The following is a 26,728-nucleotide window of genomic DNA, read 5'->3' on the forward strand; positions in this document are numbered from 1 at the left end:
TTTTTTCCATGCAACAAGAAAATGTGGGGAAGAATCACCAATAAAAAAGATGAAAGCCAAGCCCGCTTGGCTTGGCTTCTTTTGCTATTCACTCTTAACCCTCTCAAAAAGGGGAATCATATTTATGTTTATTTCAAATACCGGTATTCCAATAAATCGTTCAGAATCGATACTTGCTGCAATAGTTCCTCGCCGACGTTTGTTTCCCGCACTTTTTTCCTTTCTAGTTCTTTATCAACCAGTCGTTTCACGGATAATACATCCATCCCGTTCTGCAGGATTTCTTCTTTTGAGTTAAAATGTTTGTGGGCGACGAGCTGCATCCCGTAGGAATTGTATAACAACGTATAGCCCGCAATTCCCGTTGTCGGTTGATAAGCCTTGGAGAAGCCTCCGTCTATCACGATCATCTTTCCATTGGCTTTGATGGGATTCTCCCCTTCAATTTCTTTTACCGGTGTATGGCCATTGATGATATGGCCCTGATCCGGGTCCATGTCGAACTCTTCGAGAATTTTCCGGCAAATGTCTTCCTGTTCGCGTAAGTAGTAATAAGGATTTTTCTGCTCTTTGTGCGTTTTCTTGTCCTTGATGAAGTACCTTTCAAAGGTGGTCATCGCTCTTTTTCCGAATAAAGAGGAAGATTCTCCGGTCCATAAATACCAGACCATATCCGTCGCCAAATCGTCTGTCTCTTCCGGATGGGCAAAGGCATGGCGCAAATGGCGCTCAAAAACATCAAATAGCTCCCGCCCTTTGTAGCTTTTGCCATCAACCTCCATGCTCTCCATATTTCCATCTTCATCCAAAGGAATACAGCCATGAATCAACAGGTTGCTGTTATATTTCAAGTAAAGACTGCCTTTTTTCATCAGGAACTTCATGTGTCTGGCCAGCTTTTCCGAGTGCTGAACAGAAAACAGCAGTCGATCGATCACTTCTGCTTCTTCCTCCAACAGTTCTTCCGGACGCTCTGGATTGACTGTGGCAAAGCATGGGTTTTCAATTGGGTACCTTTCTCCGTGAATCGTCACTTCGTTTTTATCGTAATCAACTTTGTCTAGCAGCAGCCGGTCGGACATATTGAAGTATGGACGCCGCTTGATGATCGGACTTTCGAGCTTGAATTGAATCATCGTGATTGCCTGATGAATTTTCGTAATTTGCCATTCTTCATAATCGGACAACTTTTCCTCCGGCTGTTTCTTCGGCCGGAAAGCCGGATTGTCAGCATAGTACTTTTCAGCAAGATTGAGAAGCGGCCGGAGATTGATGCCATAAGCATCTTCGATGATACCTAAATTGTTATAGCGAGCGCATATCCGAATGATGTTGGCGAGACAAACCTTGGACCCTGCAAAAGCACCCAGCCATAACACATCGTGGTTGCCCCATTGGATATCAACGGAATGATAATTGATCAGCGTTTCCATGATTTTGTCCGGTTCCGGTCCCCGATCATAAATATCGCCTACGACATGAAGGTGATCGACAACCAGTCTTTGGGTTGTATAAGCAAGCCCGATAATTAACTTGTCTGCTTGCCCGAGCGAGATAATCTCCTGGACGATTTTTGTATAATATTCTTTCTTGTTGGTGAATTCATCTGTTTTGTACAACAGTTCTTCGATAATATATACGAATTGCTCCGGCAATGCTTTCCTTAGTTTGGAGCGAGTATATTTGGAGGAAGCATAGGAAATCAGCTTGATCATCCGCTCGATCATTTCCGTGTACCATTCATTTAATTCTTGTGTATTGTTGAAATTGTTTTTAATCAACTGAAGTTTTTCTTCCGGGTAATATACCAATGTCGCAAATTCGGTGATTTCTTCCTCTGATAACTCCTTGGCGAACAGGTCGCTTATTTTCTCTTTCACTTTGCCTGAACCATTTCTTAAAACATGCTGAAAGGCTTTATATTCGCCGTGAAGGTCACTGACAAAATGTTCGGTACCCTTGGGCAGATTGAGAATCGCCTCCAGGTTAATAATCTCCGTTACCACTTTTTCTTCACTGTTGTATTTCTGGGCTAGCAAATCTAAGTATTTGGTGTTCAAAACGAATAAATCCCCTTTCGATGCTCCGCTTTCCGTTTGAAAATTTATAAGCAGCCATTGTACTTTTGCAATCAAGTCATGTCTTCCCTTTTCTCCATTTGCCACTGGATTTCCTGCAAGGCTTTGGTATGAAAAATATACCAGGGACCGCCGTATTCTGGATTAAAACATGCCAGTCACTTTCTGCCGATCGTCCTTTGTAAATACCCCATGTGCTTGATTATTAATCGAGCGTTTCATCCATCTTTTTCTTTCATCGACCAGGTCCTTTCGTGTTGATGCCTCTTCCCCCTTTCCCTTGCAACCAGATCATTTCGGGGTTGACTTTCCTTTGATTACATATGTAATATTGTCTTACACGTGTAATCAAAAGATTGTAGGAGGGATAAATGCATAATGTAACAATCAATCCGTCGGGAGAGTACTTTACTTTGACAGAAAGAAGGGATTATGATGAGGAAAACAAGCCCAGCCAAGTCCAGGCTGATGAAATTCACCCTATACATAGCGTTGCTGTGTCTGACAATGCTAACTGCTTGCTCAAATGCAGAAAATAAAACAGATGCATCATCCAATGAAAAAAGTGAAGCAGCGAAAACCATCGATTTAGATGAAGCGTTCACCGAAATCGAGGAAGCGTTTGACACACGACTGGGGGTCTATGCTATTGACACGGGCTCGAATCAAAGCGTCGAGTACAATCCGGATGAGCGTTTCGCTTATTCTTCCACGTACAAATTACTAGCCGCGGCATTCCTGTTGAAGCAAAACGACCTCCAAGATCTTGAGGAAGTCGTGACCTATAGCAAGGATGATCTGGTTACCTATTCTCCTGTAACGGAGAAACACGTGGATACTGGCATGACACTTTTAGAGATAAGCGAGGCGGCCATTCGAAAAAGCGATAACACCGCCGGCAATTTTTTGCTGGATGCTCTTGGAGGTCTTGCCCACTATAAGCAAGCCTTGCGTGAAATCGGCGATGACGTGACACAGCCCGAGAGGTATGAAACCGAATTGAATGCATTTTCACCAGGAAATGAACGTGATACCAGCACTCCAAGAGCTATGGCCAACAACCTGAGAAAAGTCGCACTTGGTGATTTTCTTCCAAAGGAGAAACAAGCATTACTTATCGATTGGATGAAAGGAAATGCAAATGGAGACGCATTGATACGTGCAGGAAAACCGGAAGGATGGACAGTCGGGGACAAAAGCGGAGCCGGAAGTTACGGCACAAGGAATGATATTGCCATTGTATGGCCTCCAGGGAGAGAACCAATCGTCATGGCGGTAATGTCCCGGCACAAAACAGAGGATGCAGAGTATGACGATGAGCTGGTTGCAAAAGCAGCCGAAGCCACACTTAACGCTTTTAAGTAAAAGGAGTACACATGTCGGAAGACCTGGCATGTGTCCCTTTTTTGTTCCACCTTCATTTCTGATTTATTCTCTCATTTCATCATCGTCTATAGTAGTATACTATTTATACGAAGTGCAGCGATTGCCTGCCTTGACTATCATTTTGACGACAACATGGACAAATGGGTTTACAATCGGTTCCCGAACAAGGAGATGAATAGAATGCCAGACTTCCACCTGGCCGTATGCATGTTTGTATCTTCTGTCGTGGTCATTGCCATCGTACTGATCCGGAAGATTTTTCAGAACCAGCTATCATCCAAATGGCAATACAATTTATGGTTTCTTTTGCTGACTGCGCTAACACTTCCCTTTCTCCCTGCACGTATAGTGCACGTTGGAGCTTCATTCGTGTGGCACCAGAACCAAACGAACAATCCATCGCCGACCAATTCTTCCCCAGAGAATCTCCTAACGGAAAACGGAAGAGCTTGGGCGCACGATTTTTCCATTTCCGTCAATCGGTTCGACGTGACATGGCTAAATCAAATCCTGACCATTGTCTGGGTTGCTGGCATCCTTGTGATGGTTGGCCTGAACCTGCATGCATGGCTGAAGCTGCGCCAAGTAAAAAAATCTGCCAGGGCCATGACGAATCAGCAAATACTCTCTATATTCGAGACATGCAAGCAACGTTTGCATGTCTCGCAAAAACCTGTGCTGGCGGATTCACCGCTTTTTAAGTCGCCGATGACGTTCGGCATTTTCAAAACCTATGTCATCCTGCCCCGTGGGGCAGAAGCATGGCTTTCCGAGGAAGAACTGACATACATTTTCCTTCATGAGTTACATCACGTGAAATATAAAGACATTGTCACGAATTACCTGGTCGTCCTGTTTCAAATGTTGTACTGGTATAATCCGCTGATTTGGATGGCATTCCGGAAAATGCGGTTAGACCGGGAAATTGCCTGTGACCATGCCGTCTTGAAAACACTCGCTCCAGACGACTATGCAGCCTACGGAAACACGATCATCAAGTTTGCGCGGAAATCCTCCTTTTCTGCAAGCCGGTTCGCCATGGTCAACCAACTAGCCAGTTCCAAGCAACACTTGAAAAAAAGGATTGAGCGGATCGCTGCCTTTTCAACAGAATCCAGACGATTAACATTAAAAAGCATGGCGATATTCAGCTTGCTTGCAGCCCTGGTCGTTTGTCAGATACCGGTTGTTTCGGCCATGTCTTATGGAGAGGATCGTATCCATTTCGAAAACAACCAGACAACATATGAGGATTTAAAGTTTTTTTTCAACGGGTATGAGGGCAGCTTCGTCCTGTACGATTTGCAGAAAGCACAATACCATATCTATAATAAAGAGAAAAGTGTGTTAAGGGTTTCGCCGAACTCCACCTACAAAATTTACGATGCGTTATTTGCATTAGACGCTGGTGTCATTACTCCCGGGCAGACTTCTTTGAAGTGGGACGGAACAACTTACCCATATAAAGCCTGGAACCAAAATCAAAATCTATATACTGCGATGGAAAACTCCGTGTCCTGGTATTTTCAGGAGCTGGACAAAAAGATTCAAAGGCGTCCTATTCAAGCCTACCTTCAAAAGATACAATACGGTAATCAAAATTTATCTGGTGGAATGGAATCATACTGGCTGGAATCTTCGTTAAAGATCTCACCAGTTGAACAAGTGCAAACGCTCAAAAACTTTTATACAAATCAATTGATGTTTAAGGAAAAGCATGTTCAACTCGTAAAAGAATCCATTAAGCTGGAGACAAAAGACCATGCAGCACTATATGGAAAAACCGGCACAGGCACGGTCAACGGAAAAGATGTGAACGGCTGGTTCATCGGATATGTAGAAACGAAGAACAACACCTATTTCTTTGCAACCAATATCGAAAGCAACAAGCATGCAAATGGCAGTACGGCTGCCGGGATTACAAAATCCATCTTAAAAGACAAAAATCTTTATTAAAAAGGCAAAGGCAGGGATTCACATGAGAAATGAGATACCCAGCATTTCAGAGTCGGAATGGGAAGTGTTGAAAGTGCTTTGGCATAAAGCGCCGCAAACAGCAAATGACATCATTTCCTCTTTGCAGGTCCAAACAACCTGGAAGCCGAAAACAGTGCGCACCCTGTTAGACCGACTAACCAAAAAAGAAGTCATCGGCGTTAACAAGGAACAGCGAGTTTATACGTTTTATCCACTTTATTCGCAAAACGAATGCCAACGCGCTAAAACAGCGTCTTTTGTGAAACGATTTTATGACGGGACGTTAAAATCGATGCTCGTTCAATTTATGGAGGACGAGGAATTGTCCGATGAAGATATTAAAGAACTGCAATCTATTTTAGATAGTAAGCAGGATAGACAATAAGACGCTGCACTGCGCAAAGTGAAGGTTCCACATCTTCATTTTTTTCATGGACTTTATTCCTGTTCAAGGGCTATCCAAGTCATTGATTTACAGAGTCATCTCCCATTCCCAATCGGATAAAACAGTTCTAAATACCTAAAATGACGTGCGTTTTTTTATTTTTCTGCTACTATTATAGTATAAAAGAACGAAGGAGAATGGGAATGTCAATCGAAGAACTAAACCTCAAAACCTTGAGAAAAAAAAATAACGTCATCTTGATGATGCTGATCCTATCGGTCATCTTGGGTACCGTCGTGGAGATGAGTTTAGGAAAACCACTGGAGCTTATTTTGACCATTGCTATCGGCGGCGGAGTACTATGTATCGTTGTCGCTTTCTTGAATATAACCAAGCGTCTGACAAAACAATTGGCTTATTTGTCGATAATCGGGTTGGGGATGCTTTTGGGAGCGATTATCATTGTCAGCCCCTCGGAAAACAACCTTTCTTTAATTTACTTTTTATTGATTTGTTCCGCCCTTTATATGAACCTGATCCTCTATGCCATCGGAACCATTTTCGGAGTCGGATTGCTCATTTTCGCTTTCACTTTAAACGGAGATGTCTATTCATCCGATATCGGCACCTATTTGCTGTTGTTTTCTTTAGCTGTCATAGTTCTGTTTTTCCAACAAAAAATCATGGGCAGCCTGGAAAAGAACCTCAGCTCCACCCAGATTGCAATGGCAGAAAAGCTGGAAAAGGAAGAAGCACAGCGTGTTACGTTAGCAGATAACTCGGAAGTCATTGCAGCCAATATGCATAAGATAGAAGGACAATCGGAAGAAGAGAAAGCAGTGACCCGGGAGCTCAACATGGCGCTTCAAGAGATGGCGTCTGGAACCCAGTCACAGGAAAATGCCATCGCCGATATTACAAATGCAATTGAAAGCACCGCAAATCAAGTGGACGTGATGAATGGCCGAGTGGACCAAATTATCGACTCGACGACTCACATGACGTCACAAATCGACGAAGGCCGCTCGCAGTCGCAAGTACTGAGTAACCAAATGGACGAATTCAAGCAGTTTATTCAATTAACGCAAAAGAATATGCAGCAGCTCAGCGGGAATATCGAATCCTCCCTTGGATCCATCCAGGCAATTCAGGAGATTACTTCACAAACGAATCTCCTTGCACTGAATGCATCCATCGAGGCGGCAAGGGCCGGGGAAGCTGGAAAAGGGTTCTCTGTAGTAGCCGAAGAAATCCGAAAACTTGCTGAAACAACAGATACAACAGCTGTCCAGATTTCTACCACCTTGAATGAAATTCATTCGAACAATCTCGATACACAAGATCAAATGAGTAATGTCGCCAGCAAAATGGATGAAAATATCGAAGGGACGATCAAGAACAAAGCTATCTTTGAATCGATTGAAAAATCGATCGCTAATTTGAAACAGGAAATCCATTCGTTTAGTACTGTCGCGAAAAATATTGATCAAGAAACCGGATCCATCGAAGGAGCAGTCAGCGAATTTGCTTCCATATTACAACAAGCCTCCGCTTCTTTGGAAGAAATCTCGGCAACTGTCCAATCCCAAACGGAAAATAAAGAACAGCTTGCCCAATTGATCCAAAACACAAATAAAGCCACGCAAAACCTTGCCAATCTTTTTTAAAGCAGAAATTTTTCACAGGAGAAACGGACCTGCCCCCGATACCAACAGGGGCAGGTCCGTCGATCTGATTTTAATCTTCTTTGTACTTCTCTTTCACCATACCGGAACCAATTCCTCCCCCGACCATGAGAATCAGCGGTCCGAAATTCCATAAAAAGGACCCGCCATATAAGGTTAAATCCCATCCCGCTACCTTATTTAAAAAGATAACGACTAACTTAATTACCAAAAGAACAACACCGATTAAAAATACGATGTCAAAAAACTCCTTCCATTTTGGATAGGCCAATTGTCTGCTATCGTTTATCACTTTTTCCTTCAGCTCCTCATCACTTCTCAATAATTCATCAATCGTGACTCCGAATAAATCACTTAACTTAATGATAATTTCAATGCTGGGAAAATTTTGGCCATTCTCCCATTTTGAAATCGACTGCCGGCTGACAAAAAGTTTCTCGGCCAATTCTTCCTGGGACCAGCCTTTATCTTTTCTTTCCTTTTTCAACTTCTCAGCAAAGTTCATGTCACCAATCACCTTTCTGTTGTCTATGCATCCATTATGGTTTTAACGTCAGCGAAAAGTAAAGATAACTGTGGTTGCAACACGCCGCACGCTTGGGTTGCCACAAACTAAAAAAGGGAGATAACGGGTTTTAATCATACTTACCTCTATTCACCTGAAGATATTTCCATCAAAAAATTGCAAAAAAAACATTGGCAAGACTGCCAATATTTTTAACGTAGCCATCTAACTGTATTTTTCTGTGGCTGTTTCTCTGATAAAGTGTCCGGATCCAAGCCAAGCGGACAGTGCAAAAATCAGATAAATAGCCTGTGTGGCTTGAGCACCCTGCAAGAGCACTTGTAGCCCCATTCCAAGTCCCAGGGCCGGTATCACCACAAGGAAGGTGCGAAAGATGCGTTCAAACCCTTTGTGAGAAGGCAGCGGCCAGATCCGCGAAAAGGCGATCCCGAGCAGGACACCCCAAACCGTCACCATAAAAAGCTGGATGAGAACCAATGGTGTTGGAAATGGCCAGCCTAACGCGTAAGAGCCTATCAGGTAAAACAGCTCCAAAAATAGCGTAATACCAATTGTCTTGCGAAAGGTTTGCAGCCCCATCCAAGGATGAAACCATACGAGCACTGTTGCCGAAATGGCGATGATGTTTATTAGATCCAACGTATCCGCCTCCTTCTCACCAATTGGCTAACTAGTTATCTTCTGTCGTCGCTGCAATCTCCAGCTCGCTGTCCACTTCAGGTGCCCGCACATTTTCTATCAGCTGCTGGATTTCCACTGGAGGTGCAGGCGTATTGCGGGAGACAATGAAACTTACGATGAAGTTTAATGCCATTCCGATCACACCGACGCCTTGCGCATTGATGCCAAAGAAGCTGTCCAAAATGGCTCCCTCTGTTCCAAAGATAGATTCCGAGAGAATCAGCCCGATCATCAAAAGCGTGAAAATCAAGCCTGTAAGAATACCGGCGATGGCCCCTTCTTTATTCATCCGCTTATCGAAAATTCCAAGCAGGATGACCGGAAAGAGGCTCGCTGCACCTAAACCGAATGCCAAGGCAACGACTTCCCCGGCAAACCCTGGCGGATTGATACCTACATAAGCGGCAATCAACAGAGCAACCAATAAGGTAATCCGTCCGACCCGCAACCGTTGTTTTTCAGAAGCTTCCTTATTAAAAATCCGGTAATAGATATCGTGTGAGACTGCACTCGACATGGTGATCAGCAATCCTGAAGCGGTCGACAGGGCAGCCGCCAAACCACCTGTTGCAACAAGCGCAATAATAAATGGAGCTAAATTGGCAACTTCAGGCGTGGAAAGAACAATAATGTCCCCGTCGATGACGACTTCATTAGCTTCCCCTTCTGAAAAATTGACGATTCCATCCCCGTTGAGGTCATTGAATTGCAGCAACCCGGTTGATTCCCATTTGTTTACCCAGTCGATATCTTGCACTTCCTCCAGCGGTTGGTCGGCAATGGTATTGATCAGGTTATACTTCGCAAATGCACCGACGGCGGGAGCAGTCAAATAAAGCAAAGCAATGAAAATGATTGCCCACACCGCTGACCAACGGGCGGCCCGGACATTTTTGACAGTATAGAAACGGACGATAACGTGTGGCAGCCCAGCTGTTCCTGCCATTAATGCCAACGTAATCATGAACACATTAAGCATGGATAAATCGGTGAAAGGCGCCATGTACTCTGTCATACCAAGGTCGATTTGAATGGAAGTCAACCGATCCACGATATCACTGCCGGTAAGAGCCAGCTGTGGAATTGGATTACCTGTCAATTGTAGTGAAATGGCGATTGCGGGGATTAAAAAGGCAATAATGATGACAAAATATTGGGTAGCTTGTGTCCAGGTGATCCCTTTCATCCCTCCAAGCAGGGCAAAGAAACCGACAATGGCCATTCCAATTAAAACACCAATGATTATGTCTACTTGTAAATAACGGCTAAAGACTATGCCGACACCGCGCATTTGTCCTGAAATATAGGTCAGTGAAATAAAGATTGTCGCTATCGCTGCAACCGTACGGGCAGAGCTGGAATAAAACCGGTCCCCGATAAAATCGGGCACAGTGAATTTTCCGAACTTCCTTAAGTATGGTGCCAATAATAAGGCTAAAAGAACATATCCGCCAGTCCAGCCCATCAAGTAGATGGTCCCGTCATATCCTAAAAACGCAACAAGTCCCGCCATGGAAATAAACGAGGCAGCGGACATCCAATCCGCAGCAATCGCGGCTCCGTTCGCGACCGTCGGAACATTTTGTCCAGCCACATAAAAGCTGGACGTATCCTTTACCCTCGACCACCAGCCAATCCCTGTATAGAGACCAAATGTTATCAGCACCATGATGATGGTAATTGCTTCTACACTCAATGCCATCCCTCCCTGCGAATTTATTCCTTTTTATTGATCCTTCTTTTCAGCATACTCTCGGTCCAATTTGTCCATTCTGATGGCATAGCTTAATATTAACAGGATAAAAACCAGGATAGCGCCCTGCTGTGCAATCCAGAATGACAACGTTACCCCGAAAAAGGGAACTTCATTTAAAGGAGCGGCAAAAAGCACACCTCCACCTAACCCAACAAGAAACCAAATTACTAGTAAAAACGAAATAAGCTTGATGTTTTTCTTCCAGTACCAACTCTGTTTGTCATCAAGTGTTTGTACTCTTTCTGGTTCTCCCATTGTCCAGCCTCCTTTGATTTTCATTAACCATCAAGCCAATGGCTTACTGTCCAATAGATTATGCCTCTTCTTTTTAAAGCGCTTTCATATTTATGAAATAAATCACCCCCTTGTCGGAAGCCATGATTCTTTGCAGCTTCTGTATATTTATATGAGACAATCCCGCTTTTATTTTAGATATTAAAAATTTTAGCCAATTGTGGTAGTAGGGACTTTCCGTAAACGGCGGAAGCAATACGGTGCACAAAAAGTTTTGCTGGCGCTATCCTACTTTTAGGCACTTTAGCTTGATCTAGAGGGACGGGAATCCGGGTTTAAACCCATTGATTCCAACCCGCGAATGTCGAAACGGAGAAGCAATGGACCTAACATTGATTGTTTCCAAATGTAAGATGGTCTGGGGTTATTGTGTGGGTATCTTTAAACTTTTTATTAAAGACTTCTTCCTGCCTAACTATTCAATGAAGATATCTAGACCTTATAACTAAGCACAAAAAAGATCTTGCGAGAGCGGTGGAAGCGGCATTCCAGATTGGGATTTCGGCTGGAACATTTAACATAGTGAGAACTAGGTTAATATTTCGACAGCCAAGCTAATTCTCCTCCCTTTCCTTAAAATTACCGCTTATATTTTTGCAATTTGTTCAGCAAGGTGATCGCTTCTTCATTCTTCTGGATGGATACAACGAATTAACCTGGGCGCAATTAAATATTTGAACAATTACCTTGCTTGGTTTTAAGGGAATTTAATACAGTATATGGAAACGTATGATACACTAAGGTTACTCAGATACACAACATAAACATTCCTTTTATCAGCTGATGAGCAAAAGACTTATAGAATAATTGATAGGGAGGGGTCCGATGGAAGTCTTGATTTTTGTACTTCCGATTATTTCAATTTTGATTGGACTGTACTTTATAACATTAGGACTATGGGAATTAAGAGAGGGCACAAATAGGAAACAATACGTAAAGTATATGTTCACCGGCTTATTTTTGCTGGTTATTTTAACTCCGATGATTTGGGTTTTTGGAAATAGTTTTTTATTTACCCTAATGAGTTAAGTATGAGGAAAATGGACTCAAAGCATTTAATCACCTTGGTTTAATACGATATCATTAAAAAATGTGGCCGTTACAAAAGCATGGTCATCAAAGCAAAAACCGAGCAAACTGGAAATGTCAAATCATATTCGTTCGATTTTTACTTGTCTGTTCAATAAACTTCCTTTTATCCTGTTGTTTGATGCGTGCTTCGTATCGCTACGGCAAGATACTACGCGTTCCACGGGCACGGCTTCAACTTCCTCAGAAAGCACCAACTGCTTTCTTGCGGGATTTTCAGCTCAGAGCTATTCCCGTAGGAGTCTCCGTATCTTGCTTTCGCTAGGTTTTCGTGGTCTGATTTCTACATGATCTAGACAAAATGAGTAGAACCGTATTCTTCTATCTGTGTTAGATTTTTAAACAGTGACGAAGAAGAAAAATAAGCAGGAACTCTTCAGAAATTGGAGGGTGCAGATCAACAGCATAGTAAGGAAAATACCATTAGTTCCCATGCAGTTCAGCTTTCTATCCGAAGCAGCAATAGACAAGGCGGAAATCACACCAGAAGAGAAACCATCTTCATTCCACGGAGGCAAGGTGCGCAGACTCCTGCGGGATGAGCGCGAGCTGAAGATCCACTTGGCAAAGCGGTATTCTTTGCCAAGTTAGCTGAAGCCGTGCCCGCGGAAAGCGAAGTACCTTGCCGGAGTGGAACACGATTCATAAAAGAAGGCTAATATACATCAGGAATGGGCGGATGTTCATAAAGGTGACTGATTCTTTCCCTCACGATCATATACTACCGTTAAGACAAAAAAATAGCCATAACCAATATACTTAATCGCCTTGGAGAATACGCTGGAGCGATGCAGGATAACAGCAACCGCGACTAATAAAGGAATTAAAAGATAATAGTCGCTTACCTCCACTTTTTTCACCTCTTCTTAAGTTGTTTGATATGAAGATATATTCCGAGTAACACAGTGGCTCCGATAGATACGGATACAGAAACTTGTAAGACCTCCACAATGTATTCAAATACTGTTTTTTCTTGAAAGGTCCGTGTATTACCGTTAACAAATACCTCCGTTTGTGAAACAAACAATATACTGTAATAAACTCCTCCAATAAAGCCATATATCAATGCTTTCACTAGTTTGACTTCGTTTTCCTTTAAAAAATTCATTTCTTTCTCTCTCCCCAAAAAAGCCCATAGTCCTCTTATGCTGATCAAGAAGTCTCCTGAACCTGGATTTCTCTATTAACCTTCAACAACAAACTAATCAACCAATAACTGGTGAACTAGTTATGAATTTTCATGATTCGAATCAGCCGTTTAACTTCTTCAGCATCCCCTGGTTCGACATATACTTCCTCAGCGTCTTCGATAATTCCCTCTGTGTATTCCTGCATGAAATTTTCATCAACTTCGGCGTTACCATCCCAGCGCAAAGGAACGTTATATACGTTGATTGTTCCGTCACCGTTGCTGCTATATGTAACAGAGCCATCCACTAACCGGGAACCTGCTAATTGGATGACATCCTCCGGATAAACAGCGCTCGTCTCATCGTCGGGATTGATCAATTCGCCGGCTGATATTCGATGAACGTTCAGTTCCTCTATTTCTTGATTTGGTCCAAGCTGAAGCCAAACCCGCGCGTATTCAATTTCTTCAGCAGAATACTCCGCCAATGGGTCGTTATTTTCTTCACTTTCTGATGTATTAGAGGAATTTCCATTGCTTGCTTCCTCCGAATTTGAAGAAGTGTCATTCGAATCCTCCGGCGTCGTTTCATCTGATTCTGTTGAGGAATCTAAAACATTCCCCTCTTCTTTCGGCTCGTCCGCTTTTTCTTCCGATTCACTAGCGGATTCATTTTCAGAAGTGTCTGTTTCTGATTGTTCATTTGAACTGCCACACCCAATGAGCAACAGAACAAGCCCTAGTAAGGCAAGACTGCAGCAAGTAATCTTTAATCGTTTTCTCATTCCATCAATCCTTTCCTGTACTAACAATCTAGTGTACCCGATTCGGTTGTCAACGGACGAAAGAAGCCTGCCCTAACACCCACACAAAAACTTTCCGGTTACTAAAAAATACGATTTACCTAGACTCTAACATTATATACCAATGTTTTTTTCAATCAAAGAACATTCAAGGTGGTTAATGGTTGTCGAATTTGGATATGCCACTTAAGGTGCTGTCGGGTCAGTTGTCACTACAATTCTCGGAATTCTTTCAGCACCCTCTTTGACCACCTTATCTGGCATGATTATGTGGGCACTAGGAATTAAATAAAAGAGACCCTTTAAGGATCTCTCTTAGTTTTTAGGCGAGGTGATACTTTTTCCATCTCTACCAGTATCCAAGTTCTAAAGGAGGATAACTAAATACTGGTTAAATATGCATACCTTGTCCTCTTTATTTTTAGTGGATTAGCTTATGTTAGTATATAAGTACTTGGAGGTTTTTCTATGGGAAAGTATGTACTCATAAAAAACAAAAAATCATTACACCTTAATTCTTGGTTTGGCTATGTGTTGATTGCAGCTAGCATAGCAGGTTATTTTGGATACTACCTTCCAAACGATGATGCGTTTATATGGCAGTGGATAATATTAGCATTAGCAGGTATTTTATTCTTAAGTTATAAAAATACCAAACTAGAAAAAAATAAACTTAGAACAGTGGTTTTAGACGTACTATACATGACAGTTTTGCCCTTCATAGCGAGCATACCTTGGCCAAGGGGTTTATCAATACTTTTGATGATTTTTGTGGCAGGTCTCTTAGTACCTGTATTAATGCACCTTGCATTTCAACCTTGGTCAAAAAATGAGGTGGTTTTAATTTCGGATTTGTTTCGCGATTGAACAACCCAACAATGAATCTCTTAGGAATACAGCAAAAAAATAAATCACTTCACTAATGCTATAGTCTGCTAAGAATCCACAACAAAAAATATCTTTTCCTTGTTTGTTTAATTATTTTTTCCTATGTTTATGTGGAAAGTCTTAATCGATTAGTAGTTAACGCTTATGAAAAAATACCTTTGTGGAATTCCAGCCGTTCTTTAAGAATCTAAAAACCAGCCCCCTCCTTCTCGAGAAAGGGACTGGCTTGATGGACCAAAACTATTTTAATACAAAACTTTTAATTCCTTGACGCCAAACTCTAGTGCATCATCCAGATCCTCCATATAAACATCCATCCGCCCTTTGGTGATGGCACTTCCCCTGTCTTCACAAGTGAATGTTTTATCAAAGTATGGAATGTAGACTTCTGTCCCAAAGGAGAAGGATGGTGGACAGGCGATCGTTTCTCCTTCTTGCACTTCGGTCCCTGATGCTGTAATGCCGTAGCCGGGGTCTCCTGGTTGTTTTCCAGTTGATTCATAGCCTGCCGTATAAGCAGATACTCTAAACGTTTCTCCCTTTGCATCCGGTATGGTGATCGTCTGGCCGGCAAAGATGACATCCGGGTTGGTGATGGAGGAGTTATACTCCAGCAAGGAATCGATACTTACGTTATGTTCCATTGAAATTTCCGATAGTACGTCGCCTGATTCAACCGTATACTTGCTGCTTGCAGCTACTTCGCCTGCAAAAACGATTAATCCTAAAATTAGTAATGTGATTAGTGTTAAGTATTTGATAGTGATTACCTCCTATGTTTTATCTGCTATAGATATCGAATAGGAGGCTGTCTCTTTTGGACGTTTTAATAGAATTGCAATATAGATGTAAAGAGAAACGCAATAAAAATTATTGCCTTCTTTCCCTTTTATAGTTAACTCTTGGAGTTATCTAATATGATAAAATAACCTTAAGAATAATATTTTTTCTTACGATTTTAAGGAGGAAAGGTATGTTCAAGAAAAAAATTAAAGCAGGTATAATCAACATCAATCTTTTGTACCTTGGTTATTGCAACATATCTAGAACTTAACAGTTATCCGGATGAGACTTTTCCTTTTTATTTTTGGCTATTCTTTATTGCAATGTTTATTTTTCCAGCTATATTGATATTTGGATTATTACTATCATCTATTTGGGATAAAATCTCTGACAAGTATAATGTTAATCACATAATTAGTTTGTTGTTTTACACTTTTTCCGCACTTATGATAGCCACCATTGCAGGTTTTTTTATAGATTCGGAACTCTTTTTGATTATCTTGAGTCCATTATTTTTCATTTTTACCATTCTTTGTGCTGTTACGTTTTGGTTTACTTTGCTTTGGTTGGTTGAGAAATCCCATTGAATACTTTATTAATATGAAACCAACTCCACCGTTATCTCCGTTCCCTCTCCGGGCTCACTAGCAACGTGAATCTGTCCGTTGTGCAATTCAATGATTTTTTTGACAATCGACAAACCAAGGCCGCTTCCTCCTGCATTACGGTTTCTCGCCTTATCGGCTTTATAGAATCGCTCGAACAGATGCATCAAGGTATCCTTCTCCATCCCGATTCCTGTGTCCGAAATCCTCACCTCTACTCTGTTATCAGAGATGTTGTTCGCCTGCACCTCGATGGTTCCGCCAGTAGGGGTGAATTTAATACTGTTATGCAGAAGATTTGTCCATACTTGGTCCATCAACTCCTCATCCGCCCTGAGCGTTACGTTATCAAGAGAAACGTCCATGGTGATTTCTTTTTCGACCCACTGTGGTTCATTAGCAAGAATAATACACCGCAGCTGATGATCCAGCCGGTATTCCTTTCGTTCAAGAGCTAAATGCTCGGACTCCAAAGAGGTGAGCTTCAATAAATTTTCACTCAGTTTGGACAGCCTATAGCTTTCCGTCTCAATAATTTGCAGGTAATGGTCGCGTTCTTCCTGGCTTAAGTTTTTATTTTTCAACGCATGGGCAAATCCACTTATGGACGTCAAAGGGGACTGGATTTCATGGGAGACATTGGAGATGAATTCCTGGCGCATTTCCTCCATTTCCCCGAGTTTATCTGCCATATGGCTGATGCTTTCGACGATTCTGGAGTATGGATGATCGCCCTTGTCCTGAAATTGTGTTTGGTAAAAGGAAAGGTCGATCTTGAAATTTCCTTCCGCCATCATCTTCATTGCCTGAATAATCGGATGCAAGAATTTCTCCTGGTTTTTCCGCATCCATTTCGTTCGACTGAAAATATGCATAGCAAACCCAAACAACAAAAAACCGAGGATCGAATTGATCAACTGCTTGGTAAGGCCATGTGGATGATACCCTATCATGTCATACAGTGGAGAGGTCAACCAATAGGCACAGGACCACCCGATCAACAAAGCAGCAGTGACAGCCAAAATTGGCAGAATCCTTCGTTTGATGAATTCTGATCGCTTCACTGCTTCACCTCCAATCGGTATCCGAGTCCGCGGACAGTCGCGATTTTAAACGGACAATCGTCTTGAGAAAATCGCTGCCGCAACCGTTTGATATGGACGTCCACCGTACGTTCATCACCTTCGTAATCAAATCCCCAAATGTCTTCGATCAATTGTTCCCTGGAGAACGTCTTTTGAGGCTGTGCCGCAAGCTTGAACAGCAATTCAAATTCTTTCGGGGGCAAGTATATTTCCTCTCTGTCGATAAACACTTTATAAGCAGCACGATCAATAAGGACATTGCCTATTTCCATTTGATTCGATATGGTCACCTGATAACGTTTAAGCAGTGCTTTCACCCGTGCCTCCAGTTCAGCAGGAGCGAATGGTTTTACCAAATAATCATCTGCGCCAAGGTCGAAGCCCTTCACTTTTTGGGCTGTTTCGCCTTTCGCCGTCAACATCAAAACCGGCAGCGTGGCGGAATAGTAGCTGCGCACTTCCCGGCAAAAAGCCCAACCATCCATATTCGGCATCATAATATCGAGGATGATCAAATCTATTTTTTCCTTTTCAAGTACGGAAAGGGCTGCTTCTCCGTCTGCCGCCTCTACAATCGTTAATCCTTCTTTGGATAAAATCAACCGAACCAATTCCCGGATGTTGGGATCATCATCTACAATCAATATTTTAGCCATGCAGTTCATTCCTTTTTATCAACTAAAGGGAACCGCTGGCCTGTATTGCGATTCCCAAGTTCTTTTCCCTATTTTATATCATCACGCACGTGATCACTATGCCTTGCGCATATAAGTCCGTACAGTCAATGGTGCAAAAATGGCCACAATGATAGCTGCCCCCACCAAGGAGAGCGTAAAGTCCCAGCCGATGGACCCCGCATTGATCAAATCTCTGACCGCTGTGACCAGATGGGAAATCGGGTTGATTTTTACAAACCACTGCAGCCAATCCGGCATCGTTTCAGCCGGCACAAACGCATTGGAAAGAAACGTCAGCGGAAACAATACAATCATCGAAATGCCTTGGACACTGGAAGCCGTCCGTGCAATCACGCCGAAAAAGGCAAAAATCCAGCTAATCGCCCAAGCACAGCCAATCACGAGGAGCGCTGCAATCAAGACATACCCTAATCCACCTTCAGGACGGAGTCCCATGACATATCCCATGGTAAAGGTGAGCACGGTGGCAATCGTGTAGCGGATACTGTCCGCCAACAGCGCCCCGGCCAAAGGGGCAATCCGGGCAATCGGCAGGGATTTAAAACGGTCGAACACCCCCTTGTCCATATCCTCCCGCAATTGTACTCCCGTGACAATCGAAGTAGTGATCACCGTCTGTACGAGAATGCCGGGAATGATGACGGGCAAATAACTTTGCACATCGCCAGAGATAGCACCGCCGAAAATATACGTGAACATCAAGGTGAAAATGATCGGCTGCAACGTCACATCGAACAATTGCTCCGGCGTGCGCCGTATCTTAATCAACCCTCTAATGGCCATGATGAATGAATTTCTCACCGATTGACGGAAGCTCGTTTTGTTGCGAAGCTTCCGTTCGTGAGCAGGTTTTATTTGTGTACTATCCATATTTATACCTCCACTGCTTTTTCTGATTTATTATTGATTTCATCGGAAGTTCCAGCACCTTGACCGGTAATCGTCAAAAACACTTCGTCCAGACTTGGTTTTTGTACGCTTAATTCAGCCAACTGAATATCCGACTCTCTCAAGGCGATCAACAAGTCCGTCATCCGGTCGACATCTGCCATCGGCGCGGTGATTTTGCCGCCTTCCGTAGAAACAGTCGACCGGACATTCAATACCCGTTCAACAATGAGCCGAGCAGCCTGCATCTGCCGGGCATGTTGAACTCCCAAGTGCAAGGAAGAGGTGCCGATCGATGCTTTCAACTCATTTACCGTACCTTCCGCAACAACCCGGCCATGGTCGATTACTGCAACCCGGTCAGCCAGCTCGTCTGCCTCTTGTAAATACTGTGTCGTCAACAGGACCGTCGAACCTGACCTGACCAAGCGACGGATGGTGTCCCACATTTGATTACGTGTTCGCGGGTCAAGTCCGGTAGTCGGCTCATCCAGGAAAATGAGCGGCGGCTGGGAAATCAGGCTGGCAGCCAAATCCAACCGCCTGCGCATGCCTCCCGAGAAATGTTTTAACGGCCGCTTTGCCGCGTCCGTCAAACCAAATTCCTCCAATAATTCAGTCGCCTTCTTGTTTGCCTCCGCTCTCCCCAGACCCAGCAGCCGGGAGAAAATAATGAGATTTTCGGTAGCGCTGAGTGACTCGTCAACAGAGGCATATTGCCCCGTCACTCCGATTAATTGCCGGACAATATGCGGCTCCTTGACCACGTCATGACCAAAGATACTTGCAGAACCGGCATCCGGCCGCAGCAATGTAGCCAGCATTCTGATGACGGTCGTTTTTCCCGCCCCGTTCGGTCCAAGCACTCCATAAATCGAGCCTGTGGGCACCTGTAAATCCACACCGTCCACCGCCCGGTTTTCTCCAAACGTTTTAGCGATCCCTTTCGCTTCGACAGCCCACTCGCCGCTGCCTTTCGCGGTATTTTTCCTATTATTATTTTGCATGCTAATCCTCCTGTTTCATGTTTCTTATAAAATCTACTGATAAAGCACTTTTTCGATAATCGTCCCTTGCCTTTCACTCCTTGTTTGCTCCATAAGTTTCCATCAATTGGTTAGCAGAAATGTTTACTACTTGTTGGATTATATACAAGGTTTATGAACGTAATATGAACAGCGGGATATGTCTTTGAAAAGAATAGCGAAAGGGATTTGTGCCAAGTATTGGCCAAGTGATAGAAGCCGTAGTCCAAGAAGCGTTCCAGCATCCGGGCCCGGATAAATGTAAGTGGGTATTCGTAAAAGAGGTGATGTTTCCGCAGGAGATAACTGGGAATAGTTTTGGAGAGGTGATACCAAATGAGCATACTGACTACAATAGCTTGGATCGCGATAGGAATCGGCTTGTTATCCTCCCTCATCATCCTTGTGGACATTATCAGACACCCGCAAATGATGTGGATCATGAAATCGTCTGGCCGATCAATGGCTGGTTTCTTGGTCCTTATGCGGTCTGGACCTATTTCAAATGGGGCCGGCTGAAAGCAAAAGATTCGGAAGCGGAGGACAACCGTGGTTTCCCTGCCAAAGTGTACTTTTCAACAAGTCACTGTTCATCAGGGTGTACACTTGGTGATGCGTTCGGCGTACCAATTGTCACGCTGACTGGTTTTACCATCCTGGGCACCACTTTATTCGTCCATTATGCGGTCCAGTTCACCCTGGCATACTTATTCGGAATTCTATTTCAATTTTTCGCTATTTATCAGATGAACAAAGACGCTGGCGTGTTGAAGAACCTCAAAAACTAAATCAAGGCGGATACGCTTTCCCTGATATTGTTTGAAGTAGGCATATTTGGCTGGATGGCTCTCGTGCATTATGTCATCTTCGCCGAACCTCCAAAGCCCCACGAGATGGACTATTGGTTCATGATGCAAATTGCCATGATTGTCGGATTCCTGACAAGCTATCCGGCAAACTGGTGGCTGGTCAAGAAAGGCATTAAAGAAGAAATGTAGACTTGAAAAGGATGCGGGACAGACCTGGACAGACCGGGATTAAAAACTTGATTCCTCCAGACTGATACCAAGAAGAGACCATGGATAATAGACTATCCATGGTCTTACATTAACCAAAACTTTGCTTATCTTGAGCCATTCCCCGGACCGCTGGAAGGGTGGGTAACGTCGCTTACTTGAAATCAAATACTGGCAATCCATGGGTGAAGTCAACTTCTACAGACAGATATTCCAAATCCACTCTATGTTTTATCTCTCGCTCAATTGCTTCTTGCCGGGGGCGTTCAAATTCTAGTGCAAAGGAAAAAAGCTCTAAAAAGTCAGCATTTAAACCATGGCCATTCGACTTATACTTGAAATTGTCCACATCGTCCTTTTTAACAAGTATAAAAGCTGAATTGCCGATTCCTTCAACAACCCGTTTCTTTTTTTGATAGTCAACGAGATTATCTTCGTCTCCTTGAAACGATAGAATTTGCGTCTTTCCATTAAAATTATTATAAAGCGTCTCTAAATTTAAATTTTGCTTGTTTTTGATCATTTTCTTCGCCAAATAATCAAATTCAATAGCAAGAGTGGACCTTCCTATTTTTTGATATAAGACCCTATTGCTTGATAAATATACTGGCTCTATCCACGCTGAGTTATCTACTAAGAAGGAAAACATATTTGGAACAAGCCTGTTGCTCAAGTGCAAAAGATAGGCCCCGTGTGAGTGCCCGTAACCTATGATCCTGTTAACATTAAATGTTAAATCATTCTCCCCCAATATAATTCTGACGGCCTCTATAGCACTAATGATATCGATTGCCTGCATGTAGCTCATATCATTGAACTCTTCTGCGTTTTCCTTTATATCAGCTAGGACAGGAAGCAAAATATTTTTTTCAGCCAAGATTTTTAATAATGCAGAAGAGTCTTTTGCTGTTATCTCTAATTCATCTTTTGTAAGAATTTTTTGTAGATCCTGTGGATTTTTCAATTTAAAATGATCCGCTGATTGCATAAAAGCATTGCCAAAGTAATTACACTGAATGGTTACCATATTGTACGTGTCGGCAAACACTTCTCTCATCTTTTTATAAACCTTTGAGTCTATATTGGCACCGAATCCAGGAACAAATATGAGTAACCCTGTATTATGGTTCACTCCGTTTTGCGGAGTAGAAAAATCTATTCGTAGTTCTCGATTTGAAATACCCGTATATATGTTATGGTGTGCCGCAATATTAATACTATGCTGTTCTGACAACTCATTTTACCCCCGATATTGTTTATCACTGTCTGTTTTTAAAAAAGCTCTCTAATTAAATTTAAACATAAAAAGGACGGAATGTAATAATATATCCTTCTTTTATTTGGTCCCCTTTTCGGTTTCTAATCTCCTTCTCCCTTTCCCACCAATAAACATTCTAAAAGTTTTCCGAATTCCACAGCATTACCTTTCACGCATGTTCATGCTAAAATATACCTATTTGCTATTAAACTATTGAATTTAGGGAATAGATATAGAATCATAGATGAAGGAAATCAATACATAAGGAAGTGAACAACATGAAAAAGCTAGTCCTGCTATTCGCTGGAGTTCTCCTGGTCTCTTTCCTGGTCGCTTGTTCGGAGAACACTTATACGAACGACAACAAGGAAGAAAACAAAGAAGACAAGCAGTCGGAAGAAAGCGCCTCAGAAGATAAGAAGCAAGAAAACAAAGAAACAGAAGAAAAACAGGAAGAACAAGAAAAAGAAGAAACGAAGCCCCCTCAACCATACAAACCGTTAGAGCCGGCAGAAGATGCCGAACCTCTCAAGGATAAGTTGTCTGAGGAAGAGCTGGAGAAGATGCCCAAGGCTGAAGCGCACGGAGATGATCGCACAAGGATGGTTCCAGTCGGAGAAACGTTGGTAAAAGGAGCCGAGGATCAAACGGACGGGCCTTTAAAGAATCATAGACTTGTAGCCTATTACGGTCATCCGAACTCTACCAATATGGGCATCCTTGGGGAAATGGAACCCGACGAACTCATGGAAAAGTTAAAAGAACAAGCGCAGGAATACTCGGATGCCAATCCGTCCCGCCCGGCCATTCCAACGATTGAGCTGATTTCGACGGTTGCGCAGCGGGATCCTGGTCCCGAAGGAAAGTATTTCCACAGGACATCACCGGAACAAATCGACGAGTATGCCGAGCTTGCCAAAGAAAACGATGCGTTATTGATGCTGGATGTCCAGCTCGGTACAGACTCTGTCCTGAATCAAGTGAAATTACTGGAGAAATGGCTGAAGCTGCCTTACGTCCACCTGGCCATCGATACCGAGTTCCATGTAAAAGAAGGGGAAACACCTGGCATTGATCTTGGACAAGTAAACGGAGAAGAAGTGCAAGAAGCAGTGAACTACCTCACGGAGATGGTGGAAGAAAACGACTTGCCGGACAAAATCGTCCTCGTCCACCAGTTCATGGACGAAGCACTGACGAACAAAGATGCCATCCAGCCGACTGAAAACGTAGAAGTCGCTCTGAACTATGATGGCTGGGGTGCTTCCTCTACGAAGATGTCGCTTTACCGCAAATTCGTGCGAAATGAAGCCGTCCAATATGGAGGATTCAAAGTCTTTTATCAAAAAGATGAACCTGTGTTGAGCGCGGAGGATGTATTGAAGCTTGATCCGAACCCGGCGATTGTTAATTATCAGTGAGTGAAATTGAAAACCTAAAACCACGAAGTGAAAGAAACTTGTCGTTACGCAGAGGAATCAAAGTAGCATTAATCGTTCGAACGGTTACTGATATACCTTTGTCTATCGTTTTCAAAGAATAGGTTTATAAGGGGGTACCAATTTGGGTGCCCCCTTATCTCCTTAGAATTCTAATACCCCTCTAACAAGATTGGTTGCTTCTATCGTTATTACTAAAAGGCTGGATGAAGGCCCCTACAAAATAAACCCATTAAGAAGTTTTTTTGCATTTCCTAATTACGCTAAATTAGTCCCGAACCAAAAGAAAAACAATATTACAATGACATTTACGAGTGTTAATACAAGGGCGGTCACTGGTATGACTTTCTTTTCCATATCATCACTAAAAGAAATAATAGCTAAAATAATCGAGACAACTGTACCTGAAAGTATGAACCAAACGAATATGGATCCAACTATCTCAGTGGTTAAGGTAGCAATAGGGTCTAAAAGGACCATGGAGAGAGAAACTAATACACTAAGTGTCAAAAATACATACCCTTTCCATGTGGACTTCTTTTCCTCCATATCCATCCCTCCTAAAATCTTAACTCGCACCAAATATAACATAAATTGACAATGGTTCCATGCTGCTTCTATCCTGATTATGACACCTAATTCCGTTTTCCTATAATAAATAGAAGGAAATGTCTTTCATGTTATGCTTACCTACTTCTCCCTAACTATGGAAAATGCGTTATAGGAGTTCTCCTCGTTAGATTTGAATGTCTTCCCAAACAAGTATTTTTTGCTCCATCGCACACTTTTCCTATCTTGGAATCGATGGACATGCTTATCTATCCTATGATCGAAGCCAATTGGTACAGCAAATTTCTTATTCACTATAGTAAAAAAATCACATTGGGTAGAATGCGATGGAATTTAGAAGGAAACATATGTAATAGACGATTAAAGTTAAGAAAATTTTAACTGTATGTACTTTTTGTACAAATTTAACTATTTTTACTGTTTGTTTTAATCAGAAGGAAAGATGTAATATTTAAGTTAGTCGTTTTTAAATCTCCTATTTACCTTACTAATAAAAAATAATATAAATCAATCTTTATGGAGATTATACGTAGAAAAATAGTAAGAATAACATACTAAGGAGTGTATTACATCATGTCATACTTTAACTGGAAGAAACTAGGGGTAATTGCTGGTTTATCCTTATCGCTTACAATAGCAGGTTGTGGTCAAGGCAATTCAAATGACGAATCCACGGCAAATGTTAGTGAAGAAATGGAATATACCATTACTGGGATTGAACCGGGCGCCGGACAAACAGAGACAAACGAGAAAGCTATAGCTGAATATGATAGTCTTGCTGGTTGGGAACAAAAAACCTCTTCATCAGCTGCCATGCTTACCGCGTTAGGTGAGGCAATGGAAAAAGAAGAACCGATTGTTGTTGCTGCGTGGTCCCCTCACTATATGTTTGCAAAATTTGATATTAAGTACTTAGAGGATCCTCAAGGTGTCTTTGGTGAGGAAGAACACATTGCCACGCTTGTAAGAGAAGGTTTAAAAGACGACATGCCCGGTGCATATACGATTCTGGATAGATTCCACTGGGAACTACCAGTATTGGAAGAAGCATTACTAAAAGCTCAAGAAATGGATTTTGATTTTGAAAAAGTAGCACAACAATGGGTGGATGAAAATCAGGAAACAGTTGAAGAATGGACAGAAGGAGTAGATCCTGTTGATGGTACCCCAATAGATTTAGTTTTAACTCCTTGGGATGCCGAAAGCTTTTCAACGAATGTGGCAAAAATTGTATTAGAACAAAAAGGTTTCAATGTTTCCCTTACACCAGTTGATCCTTCTGTCATGTTTGAGGCAGTTGCAACAGGTGATTCCGATGCTACTCTATCTCCATGGATGCCTGCAACTCACGGTGCTTTATACGAAGAGTATGAAGGTCAATTTGAAGATTTAGGACCAAATCTAGAAGGTGCCAAGATTGGCTTAGCTGTACCATCCTATATGGATATCGATTCCATTGAGGACCTTGAACCTGCAGAGTAAGTACTCAATACGACATTCAAAAGCCCTCCTTTATATAACAGAAGGGGAGCTTTTTTATTTTTGATAGAGATACACAGTATTCTATCTTCATTTCCAAGGAAACCCCCGCTTTTTTTCGCGGATTTTGCACAAATTATCTTATGTGCAAAAGTCGTCTTTAAAATGGAGTGTACTGCCGGAAAGAATATAAATGCAATCCCCCGGTTAGATTAATTGCATTCCCTTTATAAAAGTATTACGGTAAATAAAAAAGGAGAGTGAACCAATGAACTATATTAACTTAAACAACGGATTGAAAATGCCCCAGCTCGGATTCGGAGTATGGCAAGTAGAAAATGACGAGGCAACAAAAGCTGTATCTAAGGCTCTCGAGGTTGGTTATCGCTCTATCGATACCGCGATGATCTACAAAAATGAAGAAGGTGTAGGAAAGGCGATCAAAGAATCATCCGTTCCACGCGAAGATTTGTTTATCACGACAAAGGTTTGGAACAGCGATCAAGGCTATGAAAACACCTTGCGTGCTTTTGATGAAAGCCTGGAAAGACTCGGTCTGGACTATGTTGACCTATACTTAATCCACTGGCCGACACCGGAATATGATGACTATGTGGACACATACAAAGCGATGGAAAAGCTTTATAACGATGGTCGTGTCAAAGCAATCGGCGTTTGTAACTTTGAAATCGAACATCTGCAGCGCCTGCTGGACGAATGCGATGTAAAACCAGTTCTAAATCAAATCGAATGCCATCCACACCTTGCCCAAAACGACATCAAGGAGTTTGGTGCAAAGCATGATATCTTTGTGGAAGCATGGAGCCCATTAGAACAAGGTGGAGAAATCCTCAAAGACGATGCCGTCAAAAACATTGCAGCATCCCATGACAAAACACCAGCTCAAGTAGTGCTGCGCTGGCATCTGCAAAACAACACGATTGTTATACCAAAATCGGTGACACCTTCCCGAATCGAAGAAAACTTTGATGTTTTTGATTTCGAACTAACCAATGAGGAAATGGAAAGCATTAATAGCCTTAATTTGGATAGACGAAAAGGTCCGCATCCGAATGAGATGAATAAACGGTAATGGATTTCTGCCAATATCTGAGATTACTGGTTAATAATATAAGTACAGAAAGAAGAGACAGTTTTCCTTGCTTGCTGTCTCTTCTTTTTCATTTCGAATATTATTTTTTAAA

At 42.4% G+C, this 26,728-nt stretch carries 23 protein-coding genes and 1 pseudogene; 9 read left to right on the forward strand and 15 right to left on the reverse strand.

The features are described from left to right. Positions 1 to 128: 128 nt before the first annotated feature. The gene (locus tag ERJ70_RS18655) at positions 129 to 2,060 is read right to left on the reverse strand and encodes a fructose-1,6-bisphosphatase (protein WP_209369550.1); all 1,932 of its coding nucleotides are present in this window, start codon (positions 2,058 to 2,060) and stop codon (positions 129 to 131) included. 486 nt (positions 2,061 to 2,546) lie between these two features. Between ERJ70_RS18655 and bla the strand changes: the two genes are divergently transcribed. From bla to ERJ70_RS18675, 4 genes are all read left to right on the forward strand, one after another. After that, entirely contained in the window at positions 2,547 to 3,443 is an 897-nt protein-coding gene (gene bla, locus ERJ70_RS18660) for a class A beta-lactamase (protein WP_374099832.1), read from the forward strand. A 201-nt stretch (positions 3,444 to 3,644) separates the two neighbouring features. Then, a complete protein-coding gene (locus ERJ70_RS18665; RefSeq protein WP_209366232.1) occupies positions 3,645 to 5,420 on the forward strand; it encodes a BlaR1 family beta-lactam sensor/signal transducer in 1,776 nt (591 codons plus the stop codon). Positions 5,421 to 5,442: 22 nt separating this feature from the next. Then, a complete protein-coding gene (blaI, locus tag ERJ70_RS18670) occupies positions 5,443 to 5,826 on the forward strand; it encodes a penicillinase repressor BlaI (RefSeq protein WP_209366233.1) in 384 nt (127 codons plus the stop codon). A 203-nt stretch (positions 5,827 to 6,029) separates the two neighbouring features. Continuing rightward, a complete protein-coding gene (locus ERJ70_RS18675) occupies positions 6,030 to 7,493 on the forward strand; it encodes a methyl-accepting chemotaxis protein (protein ID WP_209366234.1) in 1,464 nt (487 codons plus the stop codon). A 70-nt stretch (positions 7,494 to 7,563) separates the two neighbouring features. On the opposite strand, the gene ERJ70_RS18680 is transcribed toward ERJ70_RS18675, so the two are convergent. From ERJ70_RS18680 to ERJ70_RS18710, 7 genes are all read right to left on the reverse strand, one after another. Further along, the gene (locus ERJ70_RS18680; RefSeq protein WP_209366235.1) at positions 7,564 to 8,016 is read right to left on the reverse strand and encodes a helix-turn-helix domain-containing protein; all 453 of its coding nucleotides are present in this window, start codon (positions 8,014 to 8,016) and stop codon (positions 7,564 to 7,566) included. Positions 8,017 to 8,241: 225 nt separating this feature from the next. Beyond that, entirely contained in the window at positions 8,242 to 8,676 is a 435-nt protein-coding gene (locus tag ERJ70_RS18685; protein ID WP_245208063.1) for a hypothetical protein, read from the reverse strand. Between the two features lie 31 nt (positions 8,677 to 8,707). Further along, entirely contained in the window at positions 8,708 to 10,414 is a 1,707-nt protein-coding gene (locus tag ERJ70_RS18690; RefSeq protein WP_209366236.1) for a sodium:solute symporter family protein, read from the reverse strand. 30 nt (positions 10,415 to 10,444) lie between these two features. Next, positions 10,445 to 10,729: a DUF4212 domain-containing protein gene (locus ERJ70_RS18695; protein WP_209366237.1), complete on the reverse strand. Its 285-nt coding sequence runs from the start codon at positions 10,727 to 10,729 to the stop codon at positions 10,445 to 10,447. 1,811 nt (positions 10,730 to 12,540) lie between these two features. Beyond that, a complete protein-coding gene (locus tag ERJ70_RS18700) occupies positions 12,541 to 12,708 on the reverse strand; it encodes a hypothetical protein (protein ID WP_209366238.1) in 168 nt (55 codons plus the stop codon). 5 nt (positions 12,709 to 12,713) lie between these two features. Continuing rightward, complete coding sequence (locus tag ERJ70_RS18705) at positions 12,714 to 12,965, reverse strand: hypothetical protein (RefSeq protein WP_209366239.1); 252 nt, start codon at positions 12,963 to 12,965, stop codon at positions 12,714 to 12,716. A gap of 116 nt (positions 12,966 to 13,081) precedes the next feature. Continuing rightward, on the reverse strand, positions 13,082 to 13,771 hold the full coding sequence (locus ERJ70_RS18710) for a YdeJ family lipoprotein (protein ID WP_209366240.1): 690 nt from the start codon (positions 13,769 to 13,771) through the stop codon (positions 13,082 to 13,084). Between the two features lie 486 nt (positions 13,772 to 14,257). Between ERJ70_RS18710 and ERJ70_RS18715 the strand changes: the two genes are divergently transcribed. Further along, positions 14,258 to 14,656, forward strand: coding sequence for a hypothetical protein (locus ERJ70_RS18715; RefSeq protein WP_209366241.1), 399 nt, complete (start codon positions 14,258 to 14,260; stop codon positions 14,654 to 14,656). Positions 14,657 to 14,922: 266 nt separating this feature from the next. Here the strand turns inward: ERJ70_RS18715 and ERJ70_RS18720 are convergent, their stop codons facing one another. From ERJ70_RS18720 to ERJ70_RS18740, 5 genes are all read right to left on the reverse strand, one after another. Next, entirely contained in the window at positions 14,923 to 15,321 is a 399-nt protein-coding gene (locus ERJ70_RS18720; protein ID WP_245208064.1) for a 3D domain-containing protein, read from the reverse strand. Between the two features lie 734 nt (positions 15,322 to 16,055). Next, the gene (locus ERJ70_RS18725; RefSeq protein ID WP_209366242.1) at positions 16,056 to 17,129 is read right to left on the reverse strand and encodes a sensor histidine kinase; all 1,074 of its coding nucleotides are present in this window, start codon (positions 17,127 to 17,129) and stop codon (positions 16,056 to 16,058) included. Beyond that, a complete protein-coding gene (locus ERJ70_RS18730) occupies positions 17,126 to 17,806 on the reverse strand; it encodes a response regulator transcription factor (RefSeq protein ID WP_209366243.1) in 681 nt (226 codons plus the stop codon). The genes ERJ70_RS18725 and ERJ70_RS18730 overlap by 4 nt, the downstream gene beginning before the upstream one ends. Positions 17,807 to 17,902: 96 nt before the next feature. Continuing rightward, on the reverse strand, positions 17,903 to 18,718 hold the full coding sequence (locus ERJ70_RS18735) for an ABC transporter permease (RefSeq protein ID WP_026568841.1): 816 nt from the start codon (positions 18,716 to 18,718) through the stop codon (positions 17,903 to 17,905). A gap of 2 nt (positions 18,719 to 18,720) precedes the next feature. After that, positions 18,721 to 19,743 carry an ATP-binding cassette domain-containing protein gene (locus ERJ70_RS18740; RefSeq protein WP_209366244.1) on the reverse strand — a complete coding sequence of 341 codons (1,023 nt, stop codon included), beginning with the start codon at positions 19,741 to 19,743 and terminating at the stop codon, positions 18,721 to 18,723. 305 nt (positions 19,744 to 20,048) lie between these two features. Here ERJ70_RS18740 and ERJ70_RS18745 point away from each other — a divergent pair. Next, positions 20,049 to 20,759, forward strand: a pseudogene (locus tag ERJ70_RS18745) (DUF4396 domain-containing protein). Positions 20,760 to 20,931: 172 nt separating this feature from the next. Here ERJ70_RS18745 and ERJ70_RS18750 read toward each other — a convergent pair. Beyond that, positions 20,932 to 22,011 carry a DUF2920 family protein gene (locus ERJ70_RS18750; RefSeq protein ID WP_209366245.1) on the reverse strand — a complete coding sequence of 360 codons (1,080 nt, stop codon included), beginning with the start codon at positions 22,009 to 22,011 and terminating at the stop codon, positions 20,932 to 20,934. A gap of 302 nt (positions 22,012 to 22,313) precedes the next feature. Here ERJ70_RS18750 and ERJ70_RS18755 point away from each other — a divergent pair, with 302 nt between their 5' ends. Next, positions 22,314 to 23,456: a hypothetical protein gene (locus tag ERJ70_RS18755; RefSeq protein WP_209366246.1), complete on the forward strand. Its 1,143-nt coding sequence runs from the start codon at positions 22,314 to 22,316 to the stop codon at positions 23,454 to 23,456. Between the two features lie 276 nt (positions 23,457 to 23,732). Here ERJ70_RS18755 and ERJ70_RS18760 read toward each other — a convergent pair whose 3' ends face one another. Further along, complete coding sequence (locus tag ERJ70_RS18760) at positions 23,733 to 24,023, reverse strand: hypothetical protein (RefSeq protein WP_245208065.1); 291 nt, start codon at positions 24,021 to 24,023, stop codon at positions 23,733 to 23,735. A 594-nt stretch (positions 24,024 to 24,617) separates the two neighbouring features. Between ERJ70_RS18760 and ERJ70_RS18765 the strand changes: the two genes are divergently transcribed. Continuing rightward, the gene (locus tag ERJ70_RS18765) at positions 24,618 to 25,526 is read left to right on the forward strand and encodes a glycine betaine ABC transporter substrate-binding protein (protein ID WP_209366247.1); all 909 of its coding nucleotides are present in this window, start codon (positions 24,618 to 24,620) and stop codon (positions 25,524 to 25,526) included. A gap of 265 nt (positions 25,527 to 25,791) precedes the next feature. Next, the gene (locus ERJ70_RS18770; RefSeq protein WP_209366248.1) at positions 25,792 to 26,616 is read left to right on the forward strand and encodes an aldo/keto reductase; all 825 of its coding nucleotides are present in this window, start codon (positions 25,792 to 25,794) and stop codon (positions 26,614 to 26,616) included. The last annotated feature ends 112 nt before the right edge of the window (positions 26,617 to 26,728 follow it).

The organism is Sediminibacillus dalangtanensis (assembly GCF_017792025.1).
In the GTDB taxonomy this organism is placed as follows: domain Bacteria; phylum Bacillota; class Bacilli; order Bacillales; family Amphibacillaceae; genus Sediminibacillus; species Sediminibacillus dalangtanensis.

Coding starts and splice junctions, on each gene's coding strand:
- ERJ70_RS18705 (WP_209366239.1), bottom strand. CDS start 12,965: ATGAATTTTTTAAAGGAAAACGAAGTCAAACTAGTGAAAGCATTGATA.
- ERJ70_RS18770 (WP_209366248.1), top strand. CDS start 25,792: ATGAACTATATTAACTTAAACAACGGATTGAAAATGCCCCAGCTCGGA.
- ERJ70_RS18765 (WP_209366247.1), top strand. CDS start 24,618: ATGTCATACTTTAACTGGAAGAAACTAGGGGTAATTGCTGGTTTATCC.
- ERJ70_RS18735 (WP_026568841.1), bottom strand. CDS start 18,718: ATGGATAGTACACAAATAAAACCTGCTCACGAACGGAAGCTTCGCAAC.
- ERJ70_RS18715 (WP_209366241.1), top strand. CDS start 14,258: ATGGGAAAGTATGTACTCATAAAAAACAAAAAATCATTACACCTTAAT.
- bla (WP_374099832.1), top strand. CDS start 2,547: ATGAAATTCACCCTATACATAGCGTTGCTGTGTCTGACAATGCTAACT.
- ERJ70_RS18755 (WP_209366246.1), top strand. CDS start 22,314: ATGAAAAAGCTAGTCCTGCTATTCGCTGGAGTTCTCCTGGTCTCTTTC.
- ERJ70_RS18675 (WP_209366234.1), top strand. CDS start 6,030: ATGTCAATCGAAGAACTAAACCTCAAAACCTTGAGAAAAAAAAATAAC.
- ERJ70_RS18740 (WP_209366244.1), bottom strand. CDS start 19,743: ATGCAAAATAATAATAGGAAAAATACCGCGAAAGGCAGCGGCGAGTGG.
- ERJ70_RS18665 (WP_209366232.1), top strand. CDS start 3,645: ATGCCAGACTTCCACCTGGCCGTATGCATGTTTGTATCTTCTGTCGTG.
- ERJ70_RS18730 (WP_209366243.1), bottom strand. CDS start 17,806: ATGGCTAAAATATTGATTGTAGATGATGATCCCAACATCCGGGAATTG.
- ERJ70_RS18695 (WP_209366237.1), bottom strand. CDS start 10,729: ATGGGAGAACCAGAAAGAGTACAAACACTTGATGACAAACAGAGTTGG.
- blaI (WP_209366233.1), top strand. CDS start 5,443: ATGAGAAATGAGATACCCAGCATTTCAGAGTCGGAATGGGAAGTGTTG.
- ERJ70_RS18720 (WP_245208064.1), bottom strand. CDS start 15,321: ATGGAACATAACGTAAGTATCGATTCCTTGCTGGAGTATAACTCCTCC.
- ERJ70_RS18760 (WP_245208065.1), bottom strand. CDS start 24,023: ATGGAGGAAAAGAAGTCCACATGGAAAGGGTATGTATTTTTGACACTT.
- ERJ70_RS18710 (WP_209366240.1), bottom strand. CDS start 13,771: ATGAGAAAACGATTAAAGATTACTTGCTGCAGTCTTGCCTTACTAGGG.
- ERJ70_RS18680 (WP_209366235.1), bottom strand. CDS start 8,016: ATGAACTTTGCTGAGAAGTTGAAAAAGGAAAGAAAAGATAAAGGCTGG.